Origin of the sequence: Amycolatopsis sp. MJM2582, assembly GCF_000754115.1 — a bacterium.
Lineage (GTDB): Bacteria > Actinomycetota > Actinomycetes > Mycobacteriales > Pseudonocardiaceae > Amycolatopsis > Amycolatopsis japonica.
In genome coordinates this window covers 570,552-593,117 of record NZ_JPLW01000005.1, presented here as the reverse complement: position 1 = coordinate 593,117, position 22,566 = coordinate 570,552, and the positions used below count along the sequence as shown (strand labels likewise).

The following is a 22,566-nucleotide window of genomic DNA, read 5'->3' as shown; positions in this document are numbered from 1 at the left end:
CGTCCGTGTGAATCAGCTCCGCAGCGCCGGGAGCAGCGTCTCTTCGGCGAACCGCAGGAAGCCTTCCTGCTGGTCGCCACCGATCTGGATCAACGCCACATCGGTGAATCCGGCGGCCTCGAATTCGCCCACCCGCTTCACGATCGCGTCCACGTCGGGACCGCACGGGATCGCCGCGGCGACGTCGTCCGGCGTGACGAATTGCGTGGCACCGGCGAATCCCGCGGGCCCCGGCAGTTCGGCGTTGACCTTCCACCCACCGCCGAACCAGCGGAACTGCTCGTGCGCCCGCTGGATCGCGGCGTCCCGATCCTCGCCCCAGGACACCGGCAGCTGCGCGATCTTCCTGGTGGGCGGGCCGAGTTTGGTGGCGTCCCACTCGCGGCTCAGTGATTCGTCCGGCTCCACCGCGATCATCGCGTCGGCGATCGGCGCGAACCGGGTGACCGACTGCGACCCGGACACCGCGACCGCGATCGGCACGCGCTGCTCCGGCAGGTCCCAGAGTTTCGCCGAGTCCACCCGGAAGTGGTCACCCTTGTAGTTGAAGTAGCCGCCGTCGAAGAGCCCTCCGATGATCTGGACCGCTTCAGCCAGCATCTCGTGGCGGACGTTCGCCGGCGGCCAGCCGCGGCCGACGACGTGCTCGTTGAGGTTCTCCCCCGCGCCGAGCCCGAGGGTGAACCGGCCGTCCGACAACGCCTGGACCGTCGCCGCCTTCTGCGCCACCACCGCCGGGTGATAGCGCATGGTCGGGCACGTCACGAAGGTCATCAGTTCGACCCGTTCGGTGCTCTGGGTGACCGCTCCCAGCACGCTCCACGCGTACGGCGAATGCCCCTGCTCGTCGAGCCACGGCGAATAGTGGTCGCTCATCACCTCGAAGTCGAACCCCGCCTTCTCACCTCCGGCGGCGTATCCCACCAGGTCCTTCGGTCCGGCCTGTTCGGTCATGAGTGTGTAGCCGATGCGCATCGAAACCTCCTTCGCGTCGACCTCCGCGTACCCGCCCGTCCCCTGGATCAACCGGACGTTTATCCGGCGAATCGAACGGGGTACCTGATCCGCAGAAGGAGAGGAGCCGCGATGCCGCAGCAGGCTTGGAGCGACAAACGAGAACGTCAGTACGAGCACATCAAGGAATCGGCGAAGGACCGGGGCGCGAGCACCGACCGGGCCGAGGAGATCGCCGCGCGGACGGTCAACAAGAACCGCGCGCAGGCGGGCGAGGCACGCGAGGCCAGCCGGACGTCCCTGGAGGACATGTCACCGCAGCGGCGTGGTGGTAAGCGGTCCGGCAACCGGCTGGGCCCGAACGGACCGACGAAGGACCAGCTCTACAACGAGGCGAAGCAGCGCAACGTCGAGGGTAGGTCGAAGATGTCCAAAAAGGAGCTTCAACGAGCTCTGGGCCGTTGAGCACGCGTCACGCGGCGGATCCCCGTCGCGGTCATACCACGGCCATGGACGGATGGATTCAGTAATGGACGCATACGGGCGGGGCGGCCTGACCCCGCAGACCAGGGCCCAGTCGAACGGTTTGTCCGACCGGGTCGAACTCCGTCTCCCCGCCGAGGCGGAGCAGATCCCTCTCGTCCGCACGCTCACCCACGGTGTGGTGGCGCGCGCGGACTTCGGCTTGGACGCCATTTCAGACGCGAAGATGGCCGTCGACGAAGCCTGTTCCCAACTTGTCCAGCCCGCGGAACTGGGAGCCGTTCTTTGTTGTGTCTTCCACGAGATACCGGAAGGAATCGCCGTCTCGATCTCGACGCGGACGAGCAAGCCCTATCTGCCGAGCGAGACGACCTTCGGCTGGCACGTCTTGACGACCTTGACCGGGTCGGTGACCGCCCGATGCGAACCGATCCCCGGCGAACTGGGGGGCACGACGACGATCGAGCTCGTCCTGACCCCGGGAACGAGCGACGGGTGAGTGGGGAGCGCAAGACACTCACCCGGCAGGCGGACGACTACGCCCACTGCGAGCCCCTCTTCGAGGAGTTGTCGTCGCTGCCGGAGGACTCTCCGCGCCGCCAAGAGCTGCGTGCCCGGCTCGTCACCGAGCTCCTGCCGCTCGCCGAGCACATCGCCACCAGGTTCTCCGGCCGGGGCGAACCCCGCGAGGACCTGGTGCAGGTGGCGCGGATCGGCCTGATCAACGCGGTCGACCGGTTCGACCCCGGCCGTGGGCACGACTTCCTCTCGTTCGCCGTGCCCACGGTGATGGGCGAGGTCCGGCGTCACTTCCGGGACACCGGCTGGTCGGTCCGGGTACCGCGGCGGCTCAAGGAGCTCCACGTCTCGCTCAGCCAGGGCACGGCGGCGCTGTCGCAGCGGCTCGGCCGCGCGCCGACGCCGACCGAACTCGCCGAATACCTGGGGCTCGAAGTCAACGACGTCCGCGAAGGGCTGCTGGCCGGCCAGGCGTACCAGACGTTGTCGGTCGACAAACCGGTCCACGACAACGCGACCGAGGCCCTCTCGCTCGCCGACACGATCGGCGAGGAGGACCACGACATGGCGTTGGTGGAGACCCACGAGGCGCTGCAACCGCTGCTGCGGGAACTCCCGAAGCGCGAACGCGCGATCCTCGTCATGCGGTTCTTCGGTGGCTACACCCAGACGCAGATCGCGGAACGCATCGGCATCTCGCAGATGCACGTTTCCCGGCTCCTGTCGCAGACGCTGGAACAGTTGCGCGGGAAGCTCTCGGAGTAGCACCGAACGACGATCACGCGTGATTGGAGACCGAACTCGCGTGATTGGGGGCGGAACTCTCTGTTCCGCCCCCAATCACGTGTGATCCGGCTCTGATCACGCATGTTCCGGCTCCAAGCACACGTGAAGGCCCCCTTCACTGCGTCCAGCGCAGTGAAGGGGCAAAGTCGCATAAGCGCTGGTCAAGGCGGCGACCAAGGGAAGCTCGTCACCCTGATCCCCCCACACATCGCTCGACCGTCCACAGGGGACACCGCCAAGGTGACCATGCCCGGTTTGGGCGTTTCAGGGGTGGTCGTGAGTGTTTTTGGTCGTTCTAACGGCAATCGCCACTCACGACCCACTCAAAAACCGTGCAAATAAGAATCAAAAGGACATTTATCCGCCTGATGGCGTCCTTTATGGACGGAAACCGGGTGAACCTCCTGTCATCCGCCGTACGCCGAGAGTGGTACCGGCCAGCGCGTATGCGACTTTGAAGGCCCCCTTCACTGCGTCCAGCGCAGTGAAGGGGGGCCTTCACGGTGAAAGACCTACGCGGGTTTCAGCGGGTCGTGCCCCACCGACATCAGCTTGTGCCGCCAGTGCGCCTGGCCCGCGACCGGTTCCAGGTCGTCGCGCCGCTCGTCCGCCACCCGGCGGACGACCGAGCGCATCACCCGTTCGTCCTCGGCGGTGAGGTCGGTCCGGCGCTTGCCGAGGATGCCCAGCACATGCCGGCCGGTCGGCGTCCCCGCCTGGTCCGGCAGTGCTTCGTCCTCGTCGTCGGCCGACCGCGTGCGCAGCCAGTCGGCCAGTTCCCGCGAGGTCATGTTGACCACGCGATGGAATTCTTCCCACAGTTCGTCATCGATCTCGTGCACGGCGAAACCTCCTGCCAGCACTGGACTTCTACGGCGTCGTGTACGGCGCCTGGTGTTCGATCGACGGGCTCGCCGCCGGGTAACGGCCGTCCTGCCCGGGCACCGGCGTCACGGTCGTGCCCTGCTGTTCGGGCTCGACACGCTGCCGGGGACGGTTGATGACCGCTTCGGCCTCCTGCTCACCACGGATCCGCGAGAGCACGCTGAGCGTGATCGCGTGGGCGATGGCCAGTACCAGCAGCAGGACACCGAGCCTGCCCACCACACCGGGCAGGTCGCTGCCCCCGATGTCGATGGTCGACAGCAGCGCCAAGACGCCCAACGTCGCGAGGTGGAACAACACCGTCACGAGCCAGGTCATCGACGCGCCGGCGGCGGGATCCCCGTGGGAACCCCGCAGGTAGCGCTTACCGCTCTGGTAGATGATCAGACCGTCGAGCATGACCAGCGCCACCCCGATGACGAGGAAGGCCACGTATGCGTTGGTAGTCATGCCGGAACGCTCCCTTCGTAATGGACCTCACCCCCTGAGATACCCGGGACCTCCCCCTGGAAAACGCCGTCTTCCAGGGGGAGGTCCCGGGTGATGGTCAGCTGCCGGGGCGGTCCACGTCACCGCGCCACGCGCCGGATTCGCGGCCGCGGCTCTCGATGAATTCCTTGAACCGCTTCATGTCGCCCTTGATCCGGCGGTCGAGCACGCCGAGTTTGTCGGCGACGTTCTCGGCGAAGCCTTCCGGGTCGATCTCCATCTGCGCCGTGACACGGGTCTTGTTGTCGTCGAGGCGATGGAAGGTGATGACTCCCGCGTGGTCGGGACCGGAGTCCGAGGTCCACGCGACACGTTCGTCGGGATGTTGCTCGGTGATCGTCGCGTCGAATTCCCGGCTCACCCCACCGAATTTGGTCACCCAGTGGGTATGAGTCGCGTCGATCTGACGGATCTCTTCGACACCTTCCATGAACTGCGGGAAGCTCTCGAACTGAGTCCACTGGTTGTACGCGGTCTTCACCGGGACTTCGACGTCCACCATTTCGGTGATCGTGCTCATGCATCCTCCTGTCCGTTGGGTGCTTTTCGAGCCGGCACTCCCCGGCTACCCGGCGCTCAGTGGAGCGAAACACGCTGTGATTGACCCGCCGGGCGGCCGGGTACCCGGCGGGCAGAACGCTCCGAGGAGGTGCCCCATGATCGAAGAGACCCACCGGAAGCCGCCCGAGGAAAGGTCGGTCGGCGAACTGGTTTCCGATCTCAGTGACGAGGTCAAACACCTGGTCCGCGACGAGATGCGGCTCGCCGTGTTCGAGTTGCAGGGCAAGGGCAAGAAGATGGGCGTGGGCGCCGGATTGTTCGGCGCGGCGGGCATTTTCGCGCTCTTCGGCCTGGCGACGCTGATCACCGCCGTGGTGCTGGCCCTCGCCCTGGTCATGCCCGCGTGGCTGGCGGCCGTGGTGACGGGCGCGGCGCTCCTGCTGATCGGTGGTCTCGCCGCGCTCGTCGGCAAGAAGGAGGTCACGAGCGCGAGCCCGCCGGTTCCGGAAGAAGCCATCGAGGGTGTCCGCGACGATGTCGACACCGTCAAGCAAGGAGTCCGCTCATGAGCGATTTCCCCAAGAACGCCGAAGAAGCCCGCGCCGATCGTGACGTGACGCGCGAAGAACTCACCGAGACCCTCGACGCGCTGGGCAAGAAGTTGGACGTCAAGGCGAGGGTGAACGACAACCTCGACGCGAAGGTCGATCAAGCCAGCGCGAAGATCTCCGACAAGGTTTCCGAGCCCGCGGCCGACAAGTTCCGCCAGGGCACCGAAATCGTCCGTGCCAATCCCCTGCCGATCTTCGCCGGCGTGCTCGCGTTGCTCGTCACGATCCGGCTGATCCTGCGAAAGAGGTCTTCGTCGTGAACAAGGTTCTCTACAAACCGCTGAACATGGTCGTGAGCGCCGCGGGCGGTGTCCTCGCCGGGATCGCGTTCAAACAGATCTGGAAACGCGTGAGCGGCGAGGAGGACGCGCCGAACGCCACCGACCGGGACTTCACCTGGACCCAGGTGATCGTCGCGGCCGCCGCGCAGGGCGCGATCTTCGGTGCGGTGAAGGCCGCCACGGAGCGGGCGGGCGCGGTCGGCTACCGCAAGGCGACCGGCGACTGGCCCACGGAGGACTGACGATGCGCGTCGTGATCATCGGAGGCGGCTTCGCCGGGTACAACGCGGCGAAGACCCTGCTCAAATCGGTCGGCGACGACACCGAGATCGTGGTGCTGAACCCGACCGACTACTTCCTCTATCTCCCCCTGCTCCCCGAAGTCGCCGCCGGGATCCTGGAACCGCGGCGGATCTCGGTGTCCATTCCGGGCACGCTGCGCGGGGTGCGCCTCGTGCTCGGCACGGCGACCTCCGTCGACTTCGACGGCCGCACCGTGGCCTACACCGATCCTGAAGACCGCGAACACCACCTCGGCTACGACCGCCTGGTGCTCGCCGCGGGCAGTGTCAACAAACTGCTGCCGATCCCCGGCGTGCCGGAATACGCCCACGGTTTCCGTGGCCTGCCCGAAGCCCTGTACCTGCGGGATCACGTCACCCGGCAGATAGAGCTCGCCGCTTCCGCGAAGGATCCGGCCGAACGCGACGCGCGCTGCACGTTCGTCGTGGTCGGCGCCGGGTACACCGGGACCGAGGTCGCCGCGCAGGGGCCGGCGTTCACCGCCGCGCTCGCCGCCCGGCACCCCGAACTGAAGGATCAGAAGATCCGGTGGCTGCTGCTGGATCTGGCCGACCGGGTCCTGCCGGAACTCGACCGGCGGCTCGGCACCACCGCGGACGAGGTGTTGCGCGCACGCGGTGTCGAGGTGCTGATGAAGACTTCGATCGAGGACGCCGGGCAGAACGGGGTCACCCTGACCTCCGGGGAATCCGTGCCGACCCACACCCTGGTGTGGTGCGTCGGTGTCCGGCCGGATCCGCTCATCGAGGATCTGGGGCTGAAGACCGCCAAGGGCAGGCTGGTGGTGACGGCGCAGCTGAACGTTCCCGGGCGGCGCGACGTCTACGCGTGCGGGGACGCGGCGGCCGTACCGGATCTGACCAGGCCCGGCGAGTACACGCCGATGACGGCCCAGCACGCCGAACGGCAGGGCAAGCTCGCGGGCAAGAACGTGGCGGCGTCACTGGGACACGGGTCGCATGGCACGTACCGGCACCACGACCTCGGCTTCGTCGTCGACCTCGGCGCCCACCAGGCGGCCGCGAACCCCTTGCACATCCCGCTTTCCGGGCTCGCCGCGAAGGCAGTCACCCGCGGCTACCACCTGCTGGCCATGCCCGGCAACCGGCTGCGGACCGCCACCGACTGGGCCCTGGACGCGGTGACGAAACGGCAGACAGTCCAATTAGGACTCGTACGCTCGGGTTCGGTGCCGCTCGACACGGATTCCCCCGAACTGCCCCGCACGAACTGCTAGAGGAGACGCCCCCATGACCGCCGAATCCGATCCCGTCCGCGCCGAAGGCCCCTCCGTGGTCACCGAAGGCGGCAACGAAGCGGCCAAGCTGCTGGTCCTCGACCCCGCGGGCGAGGGGAAGCACGGTGAACTCCCGGCCACGTGGCGGCCGCTCGCGGCCCAGCGTCAGGTCATCTGGTGCAGGCTGCCCGTCGACGGCGCGCTCAGCCAGGCCGAAGACGTCCTCGGCGACGCGGAACCCGGCGGCCCGCCGATCGACGTGGTGGCCGCCGGCGATTCGGCTGCGGAGGCGCTGCGGCTGGCCGAACGCCATCCCGGCGCCGCGTCCCATGTCCTGCTGGTCGACCCGGTACCGGACGAGTCCTCCGAACTGGCCGAACGGGTGCGCTCCGGCGGGACCGCGGTGGACGTGCTCCCCCACAGCACCGGCGAGCCGTACAACCGGATCCCGCCGCCACTGCCGCTCGGGCATCCCGACGTCGTCGCGGGGGTCACCAAGATCCTCGAGGACGTTTAGCCGCCGGGGCGGGGCGGTATCCGGCGCCCATGAGCGAAACCGTTGCGGACCATGTTCTGACCAGGCTGCGCGAATGGGACGTGGAGCAGGTCTTCGCCTATCCCGGCGACGGCATCAACGGGTTGGTGACCGCGTTCGGCGCGGCGGAGAACAAGCCCCGGTTCGTGCAGACGCGCCACGAGGAGATGGCGGCGTTCGCGGCCGTCGGATACGCGAAGCTGAGCGGACGGCCCGGTGTCTGCATGGCGACGTCCGGCCCGGGGGCGATCCACCTGCTCAACGGTCTCTACGACGCCAAACTCGACCACGTGCCGGTGGTGGCGATCGTCGGGCAGACCGCGCGCAGCGCGATGGGCGGCAGCTACCAGCAGGAGGTCGACCTGCAGGCGCTGTTCAAGGACGTCGCGAGCGAATACCTCGTCGAGGTGAACGTCCCCGAACAGCTGCCGAACGCCCTCGACCGCGCCCTCCGCACGGCCATCGCCCAACGCGCGCCCACGGCGCTGATCATCCCGGCGGATCTGCAGGAGGAGACCTATCAGCCGCCGCAGCACGAGTTCAAGCACGTGCCGTCCTCCCCGCCCGACCACCCGCGGGCCAGCGTCATCCCGCCGTCGGACGAGGTCGCCCGCGCGGCCGAGGTGCTGAACGCGGGCGAGAAGGTCGCGATCCTGGTCGGGCAGGGCGCGCGCAACGCCGTCACCGAGGTGCGCGAGGTGGCCGAGCTGACCGGTGCCGGAGTGGCGAAAGCGTTGCTGGGCAAGGATGTCCTGCCCGACGACCTGCCGTACGTCACCGGCTCCATCGGGCTGCTCGGCACGCGGCCGACGTACGAGATGATGCGGGACTGCGACACGCTCCTGATCGTCGGCTCGAACATGCCATACGCGCAGTTCCTACCGGAATTCGGCCAGGCGCGGGCGGTCCAGATCGACATCGATCCCCGGTTCCTCGGGCTGCGCTATCCGACCGAGGTCAATCTCCTCGGGGACGCGAAAGGGACCTTGCAGCAACTGATCCCGTTGCTGGAAGGGAAATCCGAGCGCGGCTGGCGCGAGCGGATCGAGAAGAACGTCGGCGAATGGCAGGAGACGCTGACCCGGCAGGCGATGCTGGAGGCGGAACCGGTCAACCCGATGCGGATCGTGCACGAGCTGTCCGAGCGGATCCCCGAGGACGCCATCGTCACCGCCGACTCCGGTTCGGCCACCAACTGGTACGCCAGGAACCTCCGGATGCGCGGCCGCATGCGGGGCACGCTTTCCGGCACCCTCGCGACGATGGGTTCCGGCGTCCCCTACGCGATCGGCGCGAAGTTCGCCCATCCCGACCGGCCGGTGATCGCGCTGGTCGGCGACGGCGCGATGCAGATGAACGGGATGGCGGAACTGCTGACCATCGCCCGGTACCGGGAACTGTGGACGGATCCGCGGTGCGTCATCTGCGTGTTCCACAACGGTGATCTCAACCAGGTCACCTGGGAACTGCGCGCCATGGGCGGCGCGCCGAAGTTCGAGCCGTCGCAGACCTTGCCGGAAGTGTCCTATTCGGACTTCGCGCTGGAGATCGGCCTGGGCGGGATCGCCGTCGACGATCCCGCCCGGCTCGGCGAGGCGTGGGACGTCGCGCTGTCGGCCGACGTGCCGACCGTGCTCGACGTCCGCTGCGACCCCGAGGTGCCGCCGATTCCGCCGCACGCCACCTTCGAGCAGGTGAAGTCGATGACCGAAGCCGTCCTCAAGGGCGAACCCGATGCCTGGCACCTGCTGACGCAGGGCATCAAGACGAAGATGCAGGAATTGCTGCCCTCGCGCCGCTGAGGTTCACGCGCTGGCGCCGCCGTCGAGGACGATGTCGTGCCCCACGACGTACGCGGACTCGTCGGAAGCCAGCCAGAGGACCGCCGCGGCGATCTCCTCGACCGCGCCGATCCGCCCGAGCGGGATGACCGCGCCGAGCCGGGCCGCGCGGTCGGCCTCGGACTCACCGGGCCGGAACGACATGTCGGTGTCGGTGGCGCCGGGGCTGACCGCGTTGATCCGGATGCCCTCGGCGATGTGGTCGCGGGCGGCGGTCCGGGTCAGCACGTCCACGGCGGCCTTCGACGCGGCGTACGCGGCCATGCCCGGCAGGCGGTGGTGCGAGCCGACGTTGGACGACATGTTGACGATGGCTCCCCCACCGCCCTTCCGCATCTGGGCGATCTCGTGCTTCATGGACAACCAAGTGCCCGTGAGGTTCGTCCGCACGACCGCGTCGAATCCGTCTTCGTCGAGATCCGCCGTCGGCGCGGGGCTGCCGAGGACGCCGGCGTTGTTGAACGCGATGTCGAGTTTGCCGTGCCTCCGCACGGTCTCGGCCACGAGACGCTCGACTTCGGAGCCGACACTCACGTCCGCGGTCACCGCGTCGGCCGTTCCGCCGTCCGCCTCGATCTCCTTCACGGTCTGACGCAGCTTCTCGCCGTCTCGCCCGGAAACGACCACCTGAGCGCCTTCGCGCGCGAAGGCCGCCGCCGTGGCGCGCCCGATCCCGGATCCTCCACCGGTGACCAGGACGACCTTGCCGTTGAATCGCTTCCCCACAGTAGTTACCACTTTCTGGTCCGATCGTTCCATTATCAGCGTTTGCGAGCGGCTTCGAGAACCGCGATGGCCTGCCTCGCCGCCGCCTTGACCCGCGCCGCGGGATCCGGCCCCTTGCTCAGCACCCGCATGCCCTGCAGGACGGTGAGCAGGAAGCCAGCCAGCTCTTCCGGGTCGGCGGCGGCGTCGAGTTCGCCCTGCGCCTTCGCGCGGCTCAACGCCATCCGCACCGCCAGTTCGAGCGCGTCCCAGCTGCGCTCGACCACCCGCACGACCTCGGGATCCTTCGGCATCATCTCCATGGCGGCATTGACCACGAAGCAGCCTTTGCGGCCCGATTCGCCCAGGATTTCGGCGAGATAGCGGTCGATGAGCCGTCGCACTCCCGCGACCGCCGGCCTCGGACCGGCGAAATCCTCGACGAACCGCTCGTTGCCCCGGGCGATGTAGCGATTCAAGGCCGTCAGGTACAGCTCGTGCTTGGTGCCGAAGGTCGCGTACAGGCTCGCCTTGCCGATGCCGAGCTCGGCGATCAGGTCACTGACCGAGGTGGCCTCGTAGCCCTGCCGCCAGAACAGCTCCAGTGCGGCTTCACAGGCCGCGTCGACGTCGAATTCCTTCACCCGGGACATGACAGGAGCTTAACCTCATCTGGACCGATCGGTCAAATAAGCGCGTTCGCCACGAGCCGTCCGCCTGGACACGCGTGTCGTCCGTCTGATCACGTGTGTCGTCCCCGCGGTCACGCGAAACCGCCCGGAGACGCAGCAAAAGCCTCTTCAGCACAGCTGACAAGCTCGACGCCTTTGCCTGAACCGTCCTCACCACTCACGAGGCCTGGGCTGTCCGCTGCGCGTCTTCCAAGACCCCCGGACGGGACGCGTTGCGAAAGCCACTTTCGCAACGTTGAAGGTTGCGAAAGTGGCTTTCGCAACCTTCGCGCCGACCTCGAAAACCGGGCTTAAGCGGAAGCCGCTCAACTACCGGCGTCGTAAGCCGACCGCGCCTCTTCCACCTTCGGCAGGTTCTCCGTCGACCAGTCCGCGAGGGTCGCGAACAGCGGCGCCAGGCTCCGCCCGAGGTCGCTGATCTCGTACTCGACCCGGGGCGGCACCTCGGCGTGATAGGTCCGGGTGATCAGACCGTCGCGTTCCAGTTGCCGCAGCCGTTGCGTCAGCACTTTCGGCGTGATCGTGCCGATGCGCCGCTCGAGTTCGACGAACCGCTGCCTGCCGAACTCGTTGAGCGCCCACAGGATCGGCGTGGTCCAGCGGCTGAAGACGAGGTCGACCACCGGGGCGATCGGGCAGGCCTGGTCGGGCGTGGTCGAGGCGTCGGCGCGCATGAGGCCAAGGTACGCGGGTTGCCGAGTTGTCATGATCCGGACACCCCATGACCCCACCTGTGCGCGTAACGTTCTGTTATGGACTTGACCACCGAAAGGCTCGTCGTCCGCGAGTGGTCCGAGGACGACGCCGAAGCCGCGCTGGCGATCTACGGCACCACCGACGTGACCCGTTGGCTCACCCCGGCGATGGACCGGGTGACCGACGCGGCGGCCATGCGTTCGGTTCTGCAGGCCTGGCAGCAGGCGCAGCCGAATCTCGTGCCGCCGCGCGGAAGATGGGCGGTGCAGCGCAAGGAAGACGGCATGGTCGTCGGCGGGCTCGGCATCCATCTGCTGCCACCGTACGAAGAGGACCTGGAGATCAGCTGGCAGCTGCATCCGGACGCCTGGGGCGAGGGTTACGCCTCCGAGGCCGCCCGTGCGCTGATCGGCTGGGCGTTCACCCAGGACACGGACGAACTCTTCGCCGTCGCCCGCCCGAACAACACGCGAGCCATCGCGACCGCGAAACGGCTCGGCATGGTCTGGGTCGGGGAAACCGACAAGTACTACGGGCTTCGCCTGCAGGTGTACCGGATCCGGCACACCGACACGGTCTAGGCACTGTCCACACGGGACACTTCACCCGAGACGGCGTGCCCCGCGCCGCGGCCGTCCGCGATGGCGACGATCCTGCCCCGCTCGACCCGGATCGCGGCCTCGGTCTCGTCGCTGACCGCGAGCACCCCCGCCGCGGCAGCCAGTGTCCCGGTCGCGTCGCACACCACGCGCACGCCCGGCCACGCCGATTCCGGGAAGGCCTGCCGCAGGCCGCCGCACAGTTCCGCGACGATCAGCCGGGTCAGCGGCACCAGCTCGTCGGGATCACTCGTCACGGCGACGACGGTGACCTCGCCGCCCGAGGCGCGGACGGCTTCTTCCGCGGCGGCCAGCCGATGAGTGCCCAGCACGACGACGACGCCGTCGCCGGGCACGAAGGATTCGGCGCGGACGAGGTCGACGGCCCCGGGCGGTGACCACGGCCGGTCCGCGGCCTGCGCCGTGGGCGCGATCACCGGCGGCGCCCACCAGTCGTTGAAGGCCAGCCCCGCCAGCCGTTCGCACGCGCTCACGACGTCGAAGGGCTCGACCAGCCCTGGCGCGGTGGCCGCCAGCTGGCCGGCGCCGTGCAGCGTGGTCAGCACGGTCTCCGCGAGCCGGACCCGGCGCGGGATCGGCGATCCCGCCGTCCGCTCCGGCGGGTCGAGCCGCTCCAGCGCGAGCCCGAGCAGCAGCCCGTTGAGCTTCACCAGCTGGGCGAACGGGCGCCGGACATGCTCGTCCGCGAGCACCTCGGGCATCAGGTCGCGGGCGAGGGCGGCCTGATCGTCGTCCAGGGGAAGCACCGCCACCCGAGCCCTGGCCAGCGCGCCCAGCGCACCTTCGAGCGTCTCGCCGGGCACGGAGTGCGGCGCTCCGGCGGATCGTTCGGCCAGCTCGGCGAGGACAGCGAAGTACAGCGCGCGTTTCCCCGGGAAGTTCGAGTAGACCGCCCCTCGGGTGAGTTCCGCCCGTTCGGCGATGACGTCGATCTTGGCGTCGCGGAAGCCCTGCTCCGCGAACTCGTCGCGCGCGGCGGCCAGCACCTTCGCGCGATTGCGCTCCTGCGTCTCCGCCCTGCTCAGCCGGACCATCGGCCTCCCGTCAGCCAGCACGATTGCTCTCGGACCCGGATCAAGATACCTTGACCATTCAGATGATGAGAACATCTGAATTGAACATCCGAACTGGGAGAGCCGTCTTGTCCGAAGTTCCCGAAATCCTCCTCACCGACCCCGAGGTCCTCCGCGACCCGTTCACCGCCTACGCCCCCGTCCGCGAGCACTCCCCGATCGCCAAACTCTCCGCGCCGGGGTTCTCGATGTGGGCGGTCCTACGCCACGAAGAGGCGCGGAAGATGCTGAGCGACCCGCGTTTCGCCCTGAGCGCGAACAGCTATCAGCGCATGGACATCCCCGACCACTGCCGCCCGTACATGCGGACGATGCAGGAGGTCGAGGGCCCGGAGCACCTCCGGCTCCGGCGGCTGGTCGCCCCCGCGTTCACCCCACGCAAGGCCGCCGCGCTCCGCGAGGGGATCGAGCGGCTGGTGGACACCCTCCTCGACGAACTCGCCGGAGAGGACCGGATCGACCTGGTCACCGCGTTCGCGCGCCCGCTGCCGGTGGACGTGATCTGCGCACTGGTCGGCATTCCCGAGGCCGACCGTCCGCGTTGGCGCGAATACGGCGCCCTCGTGTCGGCCGGCGACGGGGCGGGACTCGCGAAAGCGGTCCCCGGGATCGTCGAGGGCGCGCTCGCCGCCATCGCGAAGCGGAAGCTCGAACCGGCCGAGGACGTCCTCTCGCAACTGCTCAGGGTCCAGGCCGAAGACGGTGCCAGGCTGAGCGAAACCGAACTGGTCGCACTGGTCTGGCAACTCGTGCTGGGCGGTCAGGTACCCGGCAATCTCATCGCCAACGCGGTCGAAACCCTGCTTTCCCACCCGGAACAGCTGGCCGAACTCCGTGACGATCCGGCGCTCATGCCCAGTGCGGTCGAGGAGGTGATGCGCTGGCAGAGCCCGCAGTTGCTGACCCTCCCCCGCTTCGCCACCACGGACGTCCGGATCGGCGACGTCCTCATCCCCGAAGGAGAACCTGTTACCGTCGCGATCGCCGCGGCCAACCGGGACCCGAGGGCGTTCCCCGACCCGGACGTCTTCGACATCCGGCGCGCGGCGGGACCGGCGTGGCATCTCGCCTTCGCCCACGGGCCGCACTTCTGCCTCGGCGCTTCACTGGCCAGGGTTCAGGTCGAGGTCGCACTCACCGCCCTGCTGCGCAGGTTCCCCGATCTCGCACTCGCCGACGGGCTCCTGCGCATCCCGGACCCGGGCACCTGGCGACTGAACGCCCTGCCGGTCACACTGCATGCCACGGTTGCAAACTGAAACACGTTCTAATAATGTGACCGCCTGTGAGACACGGGATCGTGCTGTTCACCAGTGACCGGGGCATCAGTCCGGCGGCGGCCGCGCGGGCGGCCGAAGCCGCCGGCTTCGACGCCTTCCACGTGCCCGAACACACGCATATCCCGGTCAAACGGGAGGCTCCGCATCCGCGTACCGGCGACTCGTCACTCCCCGACGACCGCTACCTGCGCACGCTGGACCCGTGGGTCGCCCTGGCCACGGCGGCCTCGGTGACCACGCGGATCCGGCTCGCCACGGCGGTGGCCCTCCCGGTCGAGAGCGATCCGATCACGCTGGCGAAGACCATCGCCAGCCTCGATCATCTCTCGGCCGGGCGGGTCACGCTCGGCGTCGGCTTCGGCTGGAACGTCGACGAACTGGCCGATCACGGCGTCCCCGGCGGCAAACGCCGGACGGTGCTGCGCGAATACCTCGAAGCGATGCGCGCGCTCTGGACGCAGGACGAAGCCTCGTACGCGGGCGAGTTCGTCTCGTTCGGCGCCAGCTGGGCGTGGCCGAAACCGGCCCAAGCGCATATCCCGGTGATCGTCGGCGCCGGCGCGACAGAGAAGACGTTCCGCTGGATCGCGAAATCCGCCGACGGGTGGCTCACGACGCCCGGGGACACCGACATCGAGGACAAAGCGCGGCGGCTGCGCGAAATCTGGCACGAAGAGGGCCGCGCCGGGGCGCCGGAGATCTCCGCGCTCGGTGTCCGCCCGGATCCGGAAAAGCTGGCCGAACTGGAAGCGGCCGGGGTCACCGAGACGATCTTCGGTCTCCCGGACCGCTCCCCCGAGGAGGTCGAGGCCTGGCTTCAGCGCCTCGCCGGGAAACTCAACCTGCCCGCTGGGAATCGATGAGGTAGCGGCCGTCCTTCTGGACCAGGGTGAAGGTCTCCCGCCCCGTCGTGGTCCCGCCCGACGCCTTCACGTAAGTGAGCGTCGCCGTCACCGTGGTGCCGGATTCGGTCACGTTCGACACGGTCACCGAGCTGTACTGCCGCCAGTAGTTCGAATACCGCTCGAAGCTCTGGTTCCTCGTCTGCTTGAAGTTGTCGCTCAGCGTCGCGAACCCCGCCTGGAGATTCCCCGGGATGAGGGAGTAGTAAGCCGCGAGCGCCTGCCCCGGCGTCTGTGCGGGCGGCGGTGCGGCCGAGGAGGACGAGGACGGGGGCGGCGTCGAAGGCGGCACCGAGGACGGCGAAGGCGGCGGCGCGACCGGCTCCGAGGTGGTCGGGGCCGCGGACTGCGACTGGGAAACCGGCGGCGGGGCCTCACCCGTCGAGGCGTCGTCGTCGCGGTTGAGCATCACGACCACGGCCGCGGCGGCGGCCGCCGCGAGCACGAGGAACACGGCGAGCACGCCGATCAGCAATCCCTTGCGCGCCTTCGGCGGCGGCTCCTCCGCGACGAGCGTCGTCGGCTCCCCCGCCGCGAGCGCGCGCAACTCCCGCTCGGTCTCGGACATCGTCGGCCTGCTGTCCGGCCGGACGTCGAGCAGCCGGTTCAGCAGCGGTGTCAGGATCCCGGACCTGGTCGGCGGGGTGATCTCGCCGCTCGAGGCGCGGTACAGCAAGGCGATCGGGTTCTCGGCCGTGCCGTACGGCGTGCCGCCTTCGAGCGCGGTGTACAGCGTCGCGCCGAGCGAGAAGACGTCGGAAGCGGACGTGGCGTCCTCGCCGCGCGCCACCTCGGGCGCCAGGAACGCGGGCGTCCCGGAGATCTCGCCGGTCGCGGTGAGCTGGACGTCACCCATCGCCCGCGAGATCCCGAAGTCGGTGATCTTGACGGTGTCGTCGTCACCCAGCAGGACGTTGCCGGGCTTGATGTCGCGGTGGACGATGCCCGCCCGGTGCGCGGCCGCCAGCGCCGAGCAGAGCTGGATGCCGAGACGGATGACGTCGTCGACCTCCATCGGCCCCTCGCGCAGCTTCTCCGCGAGGCTGGTGGAGGGCAGGTACTCCATGATGATCCACGGACGGTCCTGCTCGTCGATCACGCCGAAGACGGTGATGGCGTGCGGATGCACCAGCCGGGCGGCGATCCTGGCCTCGCGCAGCGCGCGGTTCTTGGCCTCGTCGGCCTTCTGCTCCCCCGCGCCGTGCGGCAGAAGGAGTTCCTTGACCGCGACCGTGCGCTCCAGGTTCTCGTCGCGCGCCCGCCACACGGTGCCCATGGAGCCACCGCCGACGGGCTCGATGAGATCGAACCGATCGGCGAGGCGGCGGATCTCCTCCATTATCGACGTCCCCCTGGAGCTGTGGTGTTCGCGCGAACCTTGCCAGCATGCCAGGAACGCGCCGGGACGCCGGACCCGGCAGGGTGGTTCGCGGCGCGGTGTCGGTCACGTCGGCAAATGGGCCGTTCAGCGGAACCCCGCCCCATCGGCTGCCCGGAAGTTCGTATCCCGGCAGGCCCGAGGCGCACTTTACTTCTCCGGTGTGGCCTGTTCACGGGAAAGGGCGGCGATGCGGGAGACCATTGGCGGACGCGGCGTGCTCGAAGGCGCGTTCACGTTGCTCGAAGCACTCGACGAGCACGGCGGGCAGGCCGGGCTGACCCAGCTCGTGCGGACCACCGGGCTCCCGAAGACCACCGTGCACCGGCTCCTGGAGCAGCTGGCCGACTTGGGCGCGGTCGAACGGGCGGGCCGCGGCTACCGGATCGGTTCGCGGGTGTTCCGGCTCGGTCGGCGCTGGCAGCCCGAACTCCGGGACCTGGCCAAGGAATGGCTGCCGGTGCTTTCGGCGCGGATGCGCGCGAGTCTGGTGCTCGTGGTGCCGAGGGAAGGACGCGCGCTCGTCGCGGCCGGGGCGGTCCTCCCCGCCGACGACGTCCCCGTGTGGCCGGGCAGCCCGCTGCCGCCCGGGACCGCCGCCGGGCGGCTCCTCGCCGCCCATCACCCGGCACTCGCCGAACCGGACACCGACGCGTTGGAGATCCGCGCGAACGGGTTCGCGGCGGAGTCCGAGACGATCGCGGAGGGACTCGGCTGCGCCGCCGTCGCCGTCCGGACCCCGGACGGGCGGGTCGGCGCGGCACTCGCCGCGGTCCTGCCCGTCCGCCGCGACCCGGTTTCCGCGGTCACCGCGCTGGCGAGCAGCGCCCGCTCCTTCGGCGCCGCGCTCGCCGAAAGCTCCGGGCGAAACCGCGCCGGATGATCGGCGAAGCCCGAACAATCCCCGACCAACGCGGCAAGCGGGCGACCACCTGAATACGGGCGGAATATTTCCGACGAAATCCAGGAAATCGCCTCACCGTGTGTCCGCGACCGGTGCCGCCCCGTGCAGAAATCGAAGAAATCCGCCCGTCACAAGCCGTTTCCGTGACCGATCGCCTACCGGACGAGGCGTTCGCGCGGCGATTAAATCACCATCCGTCGCTTTTTCCGGGCACTTCCGAAACGGAGCGGCGCACGTACTGTTCAGGAATTCTTTCGACCAAGGAGGGAATTCCTTGACAAGACATTCCTTGAAAAGACGTGGCGCGGCCGTGGCGGCGTTCCTCGTCATGGTGTCCGTGGCGTCCGCCACCACGGCCGTCCCGGCGTGGGCCGCGGAACGGTCCGGCCGCCCCGTCGTGGCCGGGATCGACCTGGAGCGGGCGACGATCCCCGACCTGCAGCGGGCGATGCGCTCCGGACGGCTGTCCTCGGTCGAGCTGACCGCCTTCTACCTGCAGCGGATCCGCAAACTGAACCCGACGCTGCACGCGGTGCTCTCCACGAACCCGGACGCGCTGCGGCTCGCCGCGGAGAGTGACGTGCGACGGCACCGGCACCGGTCGAAGGGCCCCATGGACGGCATCCCGGTGCTGCTCAAGGACAACATCGACACCGCGGACCGGCAGCCGACCACCGCGGGCTCGACGGCGCTGCTGGAGTCGCGCCCCTACCGTGACGCCGGCGTGGTCGAGAACCTGCGCGAGGCCGGGGCGGTCATCCTCGGCAAGGCCAATCTTTCGGAGTGGTCGAGTTACCGCTCCACCAGTTCGTCGAACGGCTGGAGCCCGCTCGCCGGCCAGACCGCGAACCCCTACGTCCTCGACCGCAACCCGTGCGGTTCGTCGTCCGGCCCGGGGGTCGCCGTCGCGGCGCACCTCGCGACCGTCGCCGTCGGAACCGAAACGGACGGTTCGATCAGCTGCCCGTCCGGCGCCAACGGCATCGTGGGGGTCAAGCCGAGCCTCGGGCTCGTCAGCCGCAGCGGGATCGTGCCGGTGTCGAAGCAGCAGGACACCGCGGGCCCGATGGCGCGCAACGTGGTGGACGCCGCGATCCTGCTCGCGGCCCTCAACGGCGCCGACCGCCGCGACCCGATCACCGTCGACGCCGCCAGGCAGTCCCTCGACGACTACACGAAGTTCCTGCACCCCAACGCTTTGCGCGGGAAGCGGATCGGCGTCTGGCGCGAGGTCTACACCCCGGACGACACGACGAAGGCGGCGTTCGAGCAGGCGCTGACCAGGCTGCGGAAGCTCGGCGCGACCACGGTCGAGATCACCATCCCGTACCTGGACGTCATCGCGGCCAACGAGTTCCCCGCGATCAGGACCGAGTTCAAACACGACATCAACGCCTACCTCGCCTCCACCGGCGGCAAGCATCCCGCCGATCTGGCGGGGCTGATCCAGTACAACCTGGACCACGCGGCGGTCGAAATGCCGTACTGGACCCACAATCTCTGGGACCGCTCGCAGGCGACCACCGGCGATCTGAACGATCCGGCGTACCGCGCGATGCGGGAAGCCGCGACGAGCGCCGCCCGGCGGGGCCTCGACGAGACGCTGCGCGGCGCGAAACTCGACGCGATCGTCGCGCCGACGAACAACGCCGCGTGGAAGACGCAACTCGGCGTCGGCGACGGCGCGCTGCTGATCGACTCGTCCGGCCCGGCGGCCGTTTCGGGCTACGCCAACATGACCGTTCCGATGGCGTACGCCGGGCCGTTGCCACTGGGCCTGTCGATCATGGGCGGGCGGTTCAGCGAACCGTCACTGCTGGCCATCGCGTACGCCTTCGAACAGGACACGAAGGTCCGGCGGTTGCCGACGTACATCCCGTCGATCGGCTGAGTGCGGTCTCGTGAGTGATCCGGGTCGTCGGAACGACCTGGATCACTCACGACGTCCCCGGCTAATGGACCAGGAGCCCCAGACTGCGCTCGGCCTCCGCCACGGCGGAATCGCGCTCGACGTGACCGTCGATCACGAGCGTGGCGAGCCCGTGGAGCAGGCACCAGAGCGTGACGGCGAAACCGCCCGGATCGTTCCGCTCCCCCACCCGATCGGCCAGCAGCGCACAGGTCGTCCGGTGCGCCTCGGCCAGTTCCGGATACGCGGCGCGGTCACCGATCCCGGCGCCCGCCATCAAGCGGTACAACGCGGGATTCTCCAGGGCGAAGCCGAGGTACGAGTGCCCGAGCGCGGTCACCGTCCCCGCCCCACTCCCCTGCAAACACGCCTGTAACTCGGTATGCCCTTCCAGCGCGACCGCCACCAGCAGCGCGTCCTTGTCGCGGAAATGCCGATACGGCGCCGCGGTGGACGCACCCACTTTCGCGACCGCGGCACGCAGACTCACCCCCTCCGGACCTCGTTCGACGAGGAGCTCCCGCGCGGCGAGGACAAGCGCACGACGGAGATCCCCGTGGTGATAGGCACGTTTGTTGATCATGGCGGACCCCCCAGCCCTTGATGCCACGTGAACGCCTCACCTTAACGGGTGCGCGGGCCGCAACCGGCGGGAACGCCTGGGATGCCTTCACGGACTGGGCACCCAGGCGTGGCGTGAGCGAAGGCGTGACTCACGTGATCAGGGACGTGACTCGCGTGACTGCAGACCGCACTCGCGTGCTGAGGGGTAAGTCAAAGGTGGCGCGTGATGCCGCCTGAGGTATCGGTGTCCACAGTGGTCACTTTCCAAGCAGCATGCGCCCGCTTTACGCCTTTAAGTCCGGTTTCACGTGGGGTCGTGAGTGGCAAAGAGGGTTAGAACGACCATTGCCACTCACGATCCCAGGGCAATACTGCACAAAGTACCCAAATCGGACGCCTTGATCTCGAACAATGTCCTTTTTGGACAGCCCGAGGGCGCACGGCGCTGGGTCTCGGCCACGAGCTCGCTCGACCACCTGCACCGACGCCCACCCGCGCTAACTCCGACACGTTGTCAGATTTACCCACGCCCGCTACCTTTGACACCATGTCAAAGTTCAGGTCGGATCTCGTCACCGGCGTAGCCCTCCTGTCGACGGGCCTGCTCGCCGGGGCGTTCGGCTACGGCGCGGTCAACGTCGCCGCCACGTTCGACGTCGTCCCGCTCGACGTGCGGTTGACCTTCCACACGGCGCTGATGCAGCGCAACGGCGTCGTCATGCAGACCGCGATGGCGCTCGCGGCGATCAGCTCCCTCGCGCTCGCCCTGCTGAGCCGAGGGCGGCCCCGGTGGCTGGCCGGTGTGGCCGCGGCCCTGGTCGCGACGTCGTTCCTGGTCACCCGCTTCGGCAACGTCCCGATCAACGGCCGGATCAAGGTCTGGGCGGTCACCGCGACGCCCGCCGATCACGCAGCGATCCTCGACCGCTGGGAGACCTACAACGTCATCCGCACCGTCGCGGCCCTTGCCGCTTTCGCACTCGTCATCGTCGTCTCACGGCTCAAGCTCCCGGCCCCTGCCTCCGCCCAGACGCGCTAGCACGTCGAAAGGCCAGTCCGCGCGGCACTGTCACGTATTCGCCAGATTCGAAACCCTCTCCCACACTGCGATCATGGTTCGATGGTCGACGATTCGCACCCTCCGGAGAAGCCCAGAACCCGGCCTATCTCGCTCTCCAACGGAAAACACCGGACCTTGTCGAATCGCACCATCGCCCTGTGCGCCGGATTTCTACTCGCCTTCTCCATCACAGCCTGCTGGGTGCTGTTCGTTCTCTACGGAAAGGGAACCGACGCCGACAAAGCCCGCCTGGAGGGTGTGCGCACCGTCGGCACCATCGTGCTCGGCGCGGGCGGCGCCATCGCACTGCTTCTGGCCGCCCGGCGCCAGCAGACCGCGGAGCAGGACCTTCTCACCAAACGTCATGACCTTCAACTACGCGAGCGAGCCAATGACGATGCTCGCCACGATGCCGCGGAGCGGCGGATCAGCGACCTGTACCTGAAGGCGGTCGAGCAACTGGGATCGGACAAAGCACCCGTCCGCCTGGCCGGGTTGTACGCTCTCGATCGCCTGGCGCAGGACAATCCCACACAGCGTCAGATGATCGTCAATGTGATCAGCGCCTATCTACGCATGCCCTACGAACTACCCGACAAGCCTCCCGAGACTGGCGTCGAGAAGGAAGTCCACGACGAATACCGAAGTGACATTCAAGAACGTGAGGTACGAACGACGGCCCAGCGCATCCTTGCCGACCATCTCGACCCGAACTACCAGGATGGGAAGAGGTTCTGGCCGGACATCGACCTGGATCTCAGCGGCGCGCTGCTGATCGACGTCATGTTCCGCGACTGCAGGCTCAACAACGCCCGCTTTTCGAACGCCCGGTTCTGCGGCGACACTTTGCTGATAGGCATCCACTTCGACGGGGAAACCAGGTTCGACGGCGTCACGTTCACTGGTGACTCATGGTTCTCGGACGCACGGTTCACCGGCAACGTCCGGTTCGATCAGGCGACCTTCGAGGCCATGGCCAGATTCGATGCGGCCACCTTCAAAGGAACCGCCACCTTTCGCGCTGCCTCGTTCTTGCGCGAGGCACGGTTCACGAACACGACGTTCACCGGCAGCGTGGTGTTCAGCAAAGCCACCTTTGTCGACAGCGCGACCTTCGATGACGCCACGTTCTTCGAAGACGCCTACCTGCCCGGTGTGACGTTCGCACACCGGTCCTACTTCACCGAAGCCGCGTTCGCGGGTGACGCCTGGTTCAACCAAGTGACCTTCAGCAGCTACACCACGTTCGACGGCGCCACGTTCAGCGGTGACATCAGGTTCACCGACTCCACCTTGGACGGCGTTCCCTTTCTTCCCGCACAACTTCAACCACACAAGCCGTTCGAAGACGAGTGACC

The 22,566-nt window shown here is 68.3% G+C and carries 26 protein-coding genes; 16 read left to right on the top strand and 10 right to left on the bottom strand.

Translation table 11 applies throughout. The features are described from left to right. Window positions 1–12: 12 nt before the first annotated feature. Window positions 13–975: a TIGR03557 family F420-dependent LLM class oxidoreductase gene (locus tag ED92_RS30575; RefSeq protein WP_037344604.1), complete on the bottom strand. Its 963-nt coding sequence runs from the start codon at window positions 973–975 to the stop codon at window positions 13–15. A 111-nt stretch (window positions 976–1,086) separates the two neighbouring features. Here ED92_RS30575 and ED92_RS30570 point away from each other — a divergent pair, with 111 nt between their 5' ends. The 3 genes from ED92_RS30570 (at window position 1,087) to ED92_RS30560 (ending at window position 2,721) form a co-directional block, all read left to right on the top strand. Further along, complete coding sequence (locus ED92_RS30570; RefSeq protein WP_037344287.1) at window positions 1,087–1,419, top strand: hypothetical protein; 333 nt, start codon at window positions 1,087–1,089, stop codon at window positions 1,417–1,419. 64 nt (window positions 1,420–1,483) lie between these two features. Next, window positions 1,484–1,936, top strand: coding sequence for an anti-sigma factor (locus ED92_RS30565; protein ID WP_052120935.1), 453 nt, complete (start codon window positions 1,484–1,486; stop codon window positions 1,934–1,936). Next, window positions 1,933–2,721 (top strand): SigB/SigF/SigG family RNA polymerase sigma factor, encoded by a 789-nt coding sequence (locus tag ED92_RS30560; protein WP_037344286.1) that lies wholly within the window; start codon window positions 1,933–1,935, stop codon window positions 2,719–2,721. The genes ED92_RS30565 and ED92_RS30560 overlap by 4 nt, the downstream gene beginning before the upstream one ends. A 533-nt stretch (window positions 2,722–3,254) precedes the next feature. Here ED92_RS30560 and ED92_RS30555 read toward each other — a convergent pair. The 3 genes from ED92_RS30555 to ED92_RS30545 all read right to left on the bottom strand — a co-directional run bounded on the left by ED92_RS30555 (window position 3,255) and on the right by ED92_RS30545 (window position 4,636). After that, window positions 3,255–3,584, bottom strand: a complete 330-nt coding sequence (locus ED92_RS30555) for a DUF3140 domain-containing protein (RefSeq protein ID WP_037344285.1) — start codon at window positions 3,582–3,584, stop codon at window positions 3,255–3,257. Between the two features lie 28 nt (window positions 3,585–3,612). Continuing rightward, on the bottom strand, window positions 3,613–4,077 hold the full coding sequence (locus ED92_RS30550) for a hypothetical protein (RefSeq protein WP_037344284.1): 465 nt from the start codon (window positions 4,075–4,077) through the stop codon (window positions 3,613–3,615). Window positions 4,078–4,174: 97 nt separating this feature from the next. Next, complete coding sequence (locus tag ED92_RS30545) at window positions 4,175–4,636, bottom strand: SRPBCC family protein (RefSeq protein ID WP_037344283.1); 462 nt, start codon at window positions 4,634–4,636, stop codon at window positions 4,175–4,177. Window positions 4,637–4,772: 136 nt separating this feature from the next. Between ED92_RS30545 and ED92_RS30540 the strand changes: the two genes are divergently transcribed. The 6 genes from ED92_RS30540 to ED92_RS30515 are packed head-to-tail and all read left to right on the top strand — an operon-like array spanning window position 4,773 to window position 9,386. Then, window positions 4,773–5,186 carry a phage holin family protein gene (locus ED92_RS30540; RefSeq protein WP_037344282.1) on the top strand — a complete coding sequence of 138 codons (414 nt, stop codon included), beginning with the start codon at window positions 4,773–4,775 and terminating at the stop codon, window positions 5,184–5,186. Then, on the top strand, window positions 5,183–5,488 hold the full coding sequence (locus ED92_RS30535; protein WP_037344281.1) for a DUF3618 domain-containing protein: 306 nt from the start codon (window positions 5,183–5,185) through the stop codon (window positions 5,486–5,488). The genes ED92_RS30540 and ED92_RS30535 overlap by 4 nt, the downstream gene beginning before the upstream one ends. Then, a complete protein-coding gene (locus ED92_RS30530; protein ID WP_007030245.1) occupies window positions 5,485–5,751 on the top strand; it encodes a DUF4235 domain-containing protein in 267 nt (88 codons plus the stop codon). Before ED92_RS30535 ends, ED92_RS30530 begins: the two co-directional genes overlap by 4 nt. A gap of 2 nt (window positions 5,752–5,753) precedes the next feature. Beyond that, window positions 5,754–7,049 (top strand): NAD(P)/FAD-dependent oxidoreductase, encoded by a 1,296-nt coding sequence (locus ED92_RS30525; RefSeq protein WP_037344280.1) that lies wholly within the window; start codon window positions 5,754–5,756, stop codon window positions 7,047–7,049. A gap of 13 nt (window positions 7,050–7,062) precedes the next feature. Then, window positions 7,063–7,566, top strand: coding sequence for a hypothetical protein (locus ED92_RS30520; RefSeq protein WP_037344279.1), 504 nt, complete (start codon window positions 7,063–7,065; stop codon window positions 7,564–7,566). Between the two features lie 29 nt (window positions 7,567–7,595). Beyond that, window positions 7,596–9,386 carry a thiamine pyrophosphate-requiring protein gene (locus tag ED92_RS30515; protein WP_037344277.1) on the top strand — a complete coding sequence of 597 codons (1,791 nt, stop codon included), beginning with the start codon at window positions 7,596–7,598 and terminating at the stop codon, window positions 9,384–9,386. 3 nt (window positions 9,387–9,389) lie between these two features. On the opposite strand, the gene ED92_RS30510 is transcribed toward ED92_RS30515, so the two are convergent. From ED92_RS30510 to ED92_RS30500, 3 genes are all read right to left on the bottom strand, one after another. Beyond that, window positions 9,390–10,151 (bottom strand): glucose 1-dehydrogenase, encoded by a 762-nt coding sequence (locus ED92_RS30510; RefSeq protein ID WP_037344275.1) that lies wholly within the window; start codon window positions 10,149–10,151, stop codon window positions 9,390–9,392. 35 nt (window positions 10,152–10,186) lie between these two features. Beyond that, window positions 10,187–10,783, bottom strand: a complete 597-nt coding sequence (locus tag ED92_RS30505) for a TetR/AcrR family transcriptional regulator (RefSeq protein ID WP_037344273.1) — start codon at window positions 10,781–10,783, stop codon at window positions 10,187–10,189. A 344-nt stretch (window positions 10,784–11,127) separates the two neighbouring features. Then, window positions 11,128–11,496, bottom strand: a complete 369-nt coding sequence (locus ED92_RS30500) for a helix-turn-helix domain-containing protein (protein ID WP_037344271.1) — start codon at window positions 11,494–11,496, stop codon at window positions 11,128–11,130. Window positions 11,497–11,574: 78 nt separating this feature from the next. Between ED92_RS30500 and ED92_RS30495 the strand changes: the two genes are divergently transcribed. Then, window positions 11,575–12,099, top strand: a complete 525-nt coding sequence (locus ED92_RS30495) for a GNAT family N-acetyltransferase (protein ID WP_037344270.1) — start codon at window positions 11,575–11,577, stop codon at window positions 12,097–12,099. Here the strand turns inward: ED92_RS30495 and ED92_RS30490 are convergent. Then, the gene (locus ED92_RS30490; protein ID WP_037344268.1) at window positions 12,096–13,172 is read right to left on the bottom strand and encodes a TetR/AcrR family transcriptional regulator; all 1,077 of its coding nucleotides are present in this window, start codon (window positions 13,170–13,172) and stop codon (window positions 12,096–12,098) included. The two genes, ED92_RS30495 and ED92_RS30490, sit on opposite strands and share 4 nt — an antisense overlap. Before the next feature lie 107 nt (window positions 13,173–13,279). Between ED92_RS30490 and ED92_RS30485 the strand changes: the two genes are divergently transcribed. Continuing rightward, complete coding sequence (locus ED92_RS30485; protein WP_037344266.1) at window positions 13,280–14,470, top strand: cytochrome P450; 1,191 nt, start codon at window positions 13,280–13,282, stop codon at window positions 14,468–14,470. Window positions 14,471–14,496: 26 nt separating this feature from the next. Continuing rightward, a complete protein-coding gene (locus ED92_RS30480) occupies window positions 14,497–15,354 on the top strand; it encodes an LLM class F420-dependent oxidoreductase (protein ID WP_037344265.1) in 858 nt (285 codons plus the stop codon). Here the strand turns inward: ED92_RS30480 and ED92_RS30475 are convergent. Next, on the bottom strand, window positions 15,329–16,732 hold the full coding sequence (locus tag ED92_RS30475) for a serine/threonine-protein kinase (protein WP_081975959.1): 1,404 nt from the start codon (window positions 16,730–16,732) through the stop codon (window positions 15,329–15,331). The genes ED92_RS30480 and ED92_RS30475 overlap by 26 nt on opposite strands. Window positions 16,733–16,961: 229 nt before the next feature. On the opposite strand from ED92_RS30475, the gene ED92_RS30470 reads away from it, so the two are divergent. Further along, entirely contained in the window at window positions 16,962–17,654 is a 693-nt protein-coding gene (locus ED92_RS30470; protein WP_037344262.1) for an IclR family transcriptional regulator, read from the top strand. Window positions 17,655–18,003: 349 nt separating this feature from the next. Beyond that, on the top strand, window positions 18,004–19,566 hold the full coding sequence (locus tag ED92_RS30465; protein WP_052120961.1) for an amidase: 1,563 nt from the start codon (window positions 18,004–18,006) through the stop codon (window positions 19,564–19,566). A 61-nt stretch (window positions 19,567–19,627) separates the two neighbouring features. On the opposite strand, the gene ED92_RS30460 is transcribed toward ED92_RS30465, so the two are convergent. After that, window positions 19,628–20,167 (bottom strand): TetR/AcrR family transcriptional regulator, encoded by a 540-nt coding sequence (locus tag ED92_RS30460; RefSeq protein ID WP_037344259.1) that lies wholly within the window; start codon window positions 20,165–20,167, stop codon window positions 19,628–19,630. A gap of 528 nt (window positions 20,168–20,695) precedes the next feature. Between ED92_RS30460 and ED92_RS30455 the strand changes: the two genes are divergently transcribed. Further along, on the top strand, window positions 20,696–21,187 hold the full coding sequence (locus ED92_RS30455) for a DUF1772 domain-containing protein (RefSeq protein WP_037344258.1): 492 nt from the start codon (window positions 20,696–20,698) through the stop codon (window positions 21,185–21,187). A gap of 81 nt (window positions 21,188–21,268) precedes the next feature. Next, on the top strand, window positions 21,269–22,564 hold the full coding sequence (locus tag ED92_RS30450; protein WP_235213396.1) for a pentapeptide repeat-containing protein: 1,296 nt from the start codon (window positions 21,269–21,271) through the stop codon (window positions 22,562–22,564). Window positions 22,565–22,566 lie beyond the last annotated feature (2 nt).

What these genes read in the sequence shown, in the direction of transcription:
- ED92_RS30540 (WP_037344282.1), top strand. Translation starts at nt 4,773, where the DNA reads ATGATCGAAGAGACCCACCGGAAGCCGCCCGAGGAAAGGTCGGTCGGC.
- ED92_RS30545 (WP_037344283.1), bottom strand. Translation starts at nt 4,636, where the DNA reads ATGAGCACGATCACCGAAATGGTGGACGTCGAAGTCCCGGTGAAGACC.
- ED92_RS30575 (WP_037344604.1), bottom strand. Translation starts at nt 975, where the DNA reads ATGCGCATCGGCTACACACTCATGACCGAACAGGCCGGACCGAAGGAC.
- ED92_RS30490 (WP_037344268.1), bottom strand. Translation starts at nt 13,172, where the DNA reads ATGGTCCGGCTGAGCAGGGCGGAGACGCAGGAGCGCAATCGCGCGAAG.
- ED92_RS30470 (WP_037344262.1), top strand. Translation starts at nt 16,962, where the DNA reads ATGCGGGAGACCATTGGCGGACGCGGCGTGCTCGAAGGCGCGTTCACG.
- ED92_RS30570 (WP_037344287.1), top strand. Translation starts at nt 1,087, where the DNA reads ATGCCGCAGCAGGCTTGGAGCGACAAACGAGAACGTCAGTACGAGCAC.
- ED92_RS30495 (WP_037344270.1), top strand. Translation starts at nt 11,575, where the DNA reads ATGGACTTGACCACCGAAAGGCTCGTCGTCCGCGAGTGGTCCGAGGAC.
- ED92_RS30520 (WP_037344279.1), top strand. Translation starts at nt 7,063, where the DNA reads ATGACCGCCGAATCCGATCCCGTCCGCGCCGAAGGCCCCTCCGTGGTC.
- ED92_RS30525 (WP_037344280.1), top strand. Translation starts at nt 5,754, where the DNA reads ATGCGCGTCGTGATCATCGGAGGCGGCTTCGCCGGGTACAACGCGGCG.
- ED92_RS30465 (WP_052120961.1), top strand. Translation starts at nt 18,004, where the DNA reads ATGGTGTCCGTGGCGTCCGCCACCACGGCCGTCCCGGCGTGGGCCGCG.
- ED92_RS30500 (WP_037344271.1), bottom strand. Translation starts at nt 11,496, where the DNA reads ATGCGCGCCGACGCCTCGACCACGCCCGACCAGGCCTGCCCGATCGCC.
- ED92_RS30505 (WP_037344273.1), bottom strand. Translation starts at nt 10,783, where the DNA reads ATGTCCCGGGTGAAGGAATTCGACGTCGACGCGGCCTGTGAAGCCGCA.
- ED92_RS30550 (WP_037344284.1), bottom strand. Translation starts at nt 4,077, where the DNA reads ATGACTACCAACGCATACGTGGCCTTCCTCGTCATCGGGGTGGCGCTG.
- ED92_RS30475 (WP_081975959.1), bottom strand. Translation starts at nt 16,732, where the DNA reads ATGGAGGAGATCCGCCGCCTCGCCGATCGGTTCGATCTCATCGAGCCC.
- ED92_RS30450 (WP_235213396.1), top strand. Translation starts at nt 21,269, where the DNA reads ATGGTCGACGATTCGCACCCTCCGGAGAAGCCCAGAACCCGGCCTATC.
- ED92_RS30455 (WP_037344258.1), top strand. Translation starts at nt 20,696, where the DNA reads ATGTCAAAGTTCAGGTCGGATCTCGTCACCGGCGTAGCCCTCCTGTCG.
- ED92_RS30565 (WP_052120935.1), top strand. Translation starts at nt 1,484, where the DNA reads ATGGACGCATACGGGCGGGGCGGCCTGACCCCGCAGACCAGGGCCCAG.
- ED92_RS30460 (WP_037344259.1), bottom strand. Translation starts at nt 20,167, where the DNA reads ATGATCAACAAACGTGCCTATCACCACGGGGATCTCCGTCGTGCGCTT.
- ED92_RS30515 (WP_037344277.1), top strand. Translation starts at nt 7,596, where the DNA reads ATGAGCGAAACCGTTGCGGACCATGTTCTGACCAGGCTGCGCGAATGG.
- ED92_RS30535 (WP_037344281.1), top strand. Translation starts at nt 5,183, where the DNA reads ATGAGCGATTTCCCCAAGAACGCCGAAGAAGCCCGCGCCGATCGTGAC.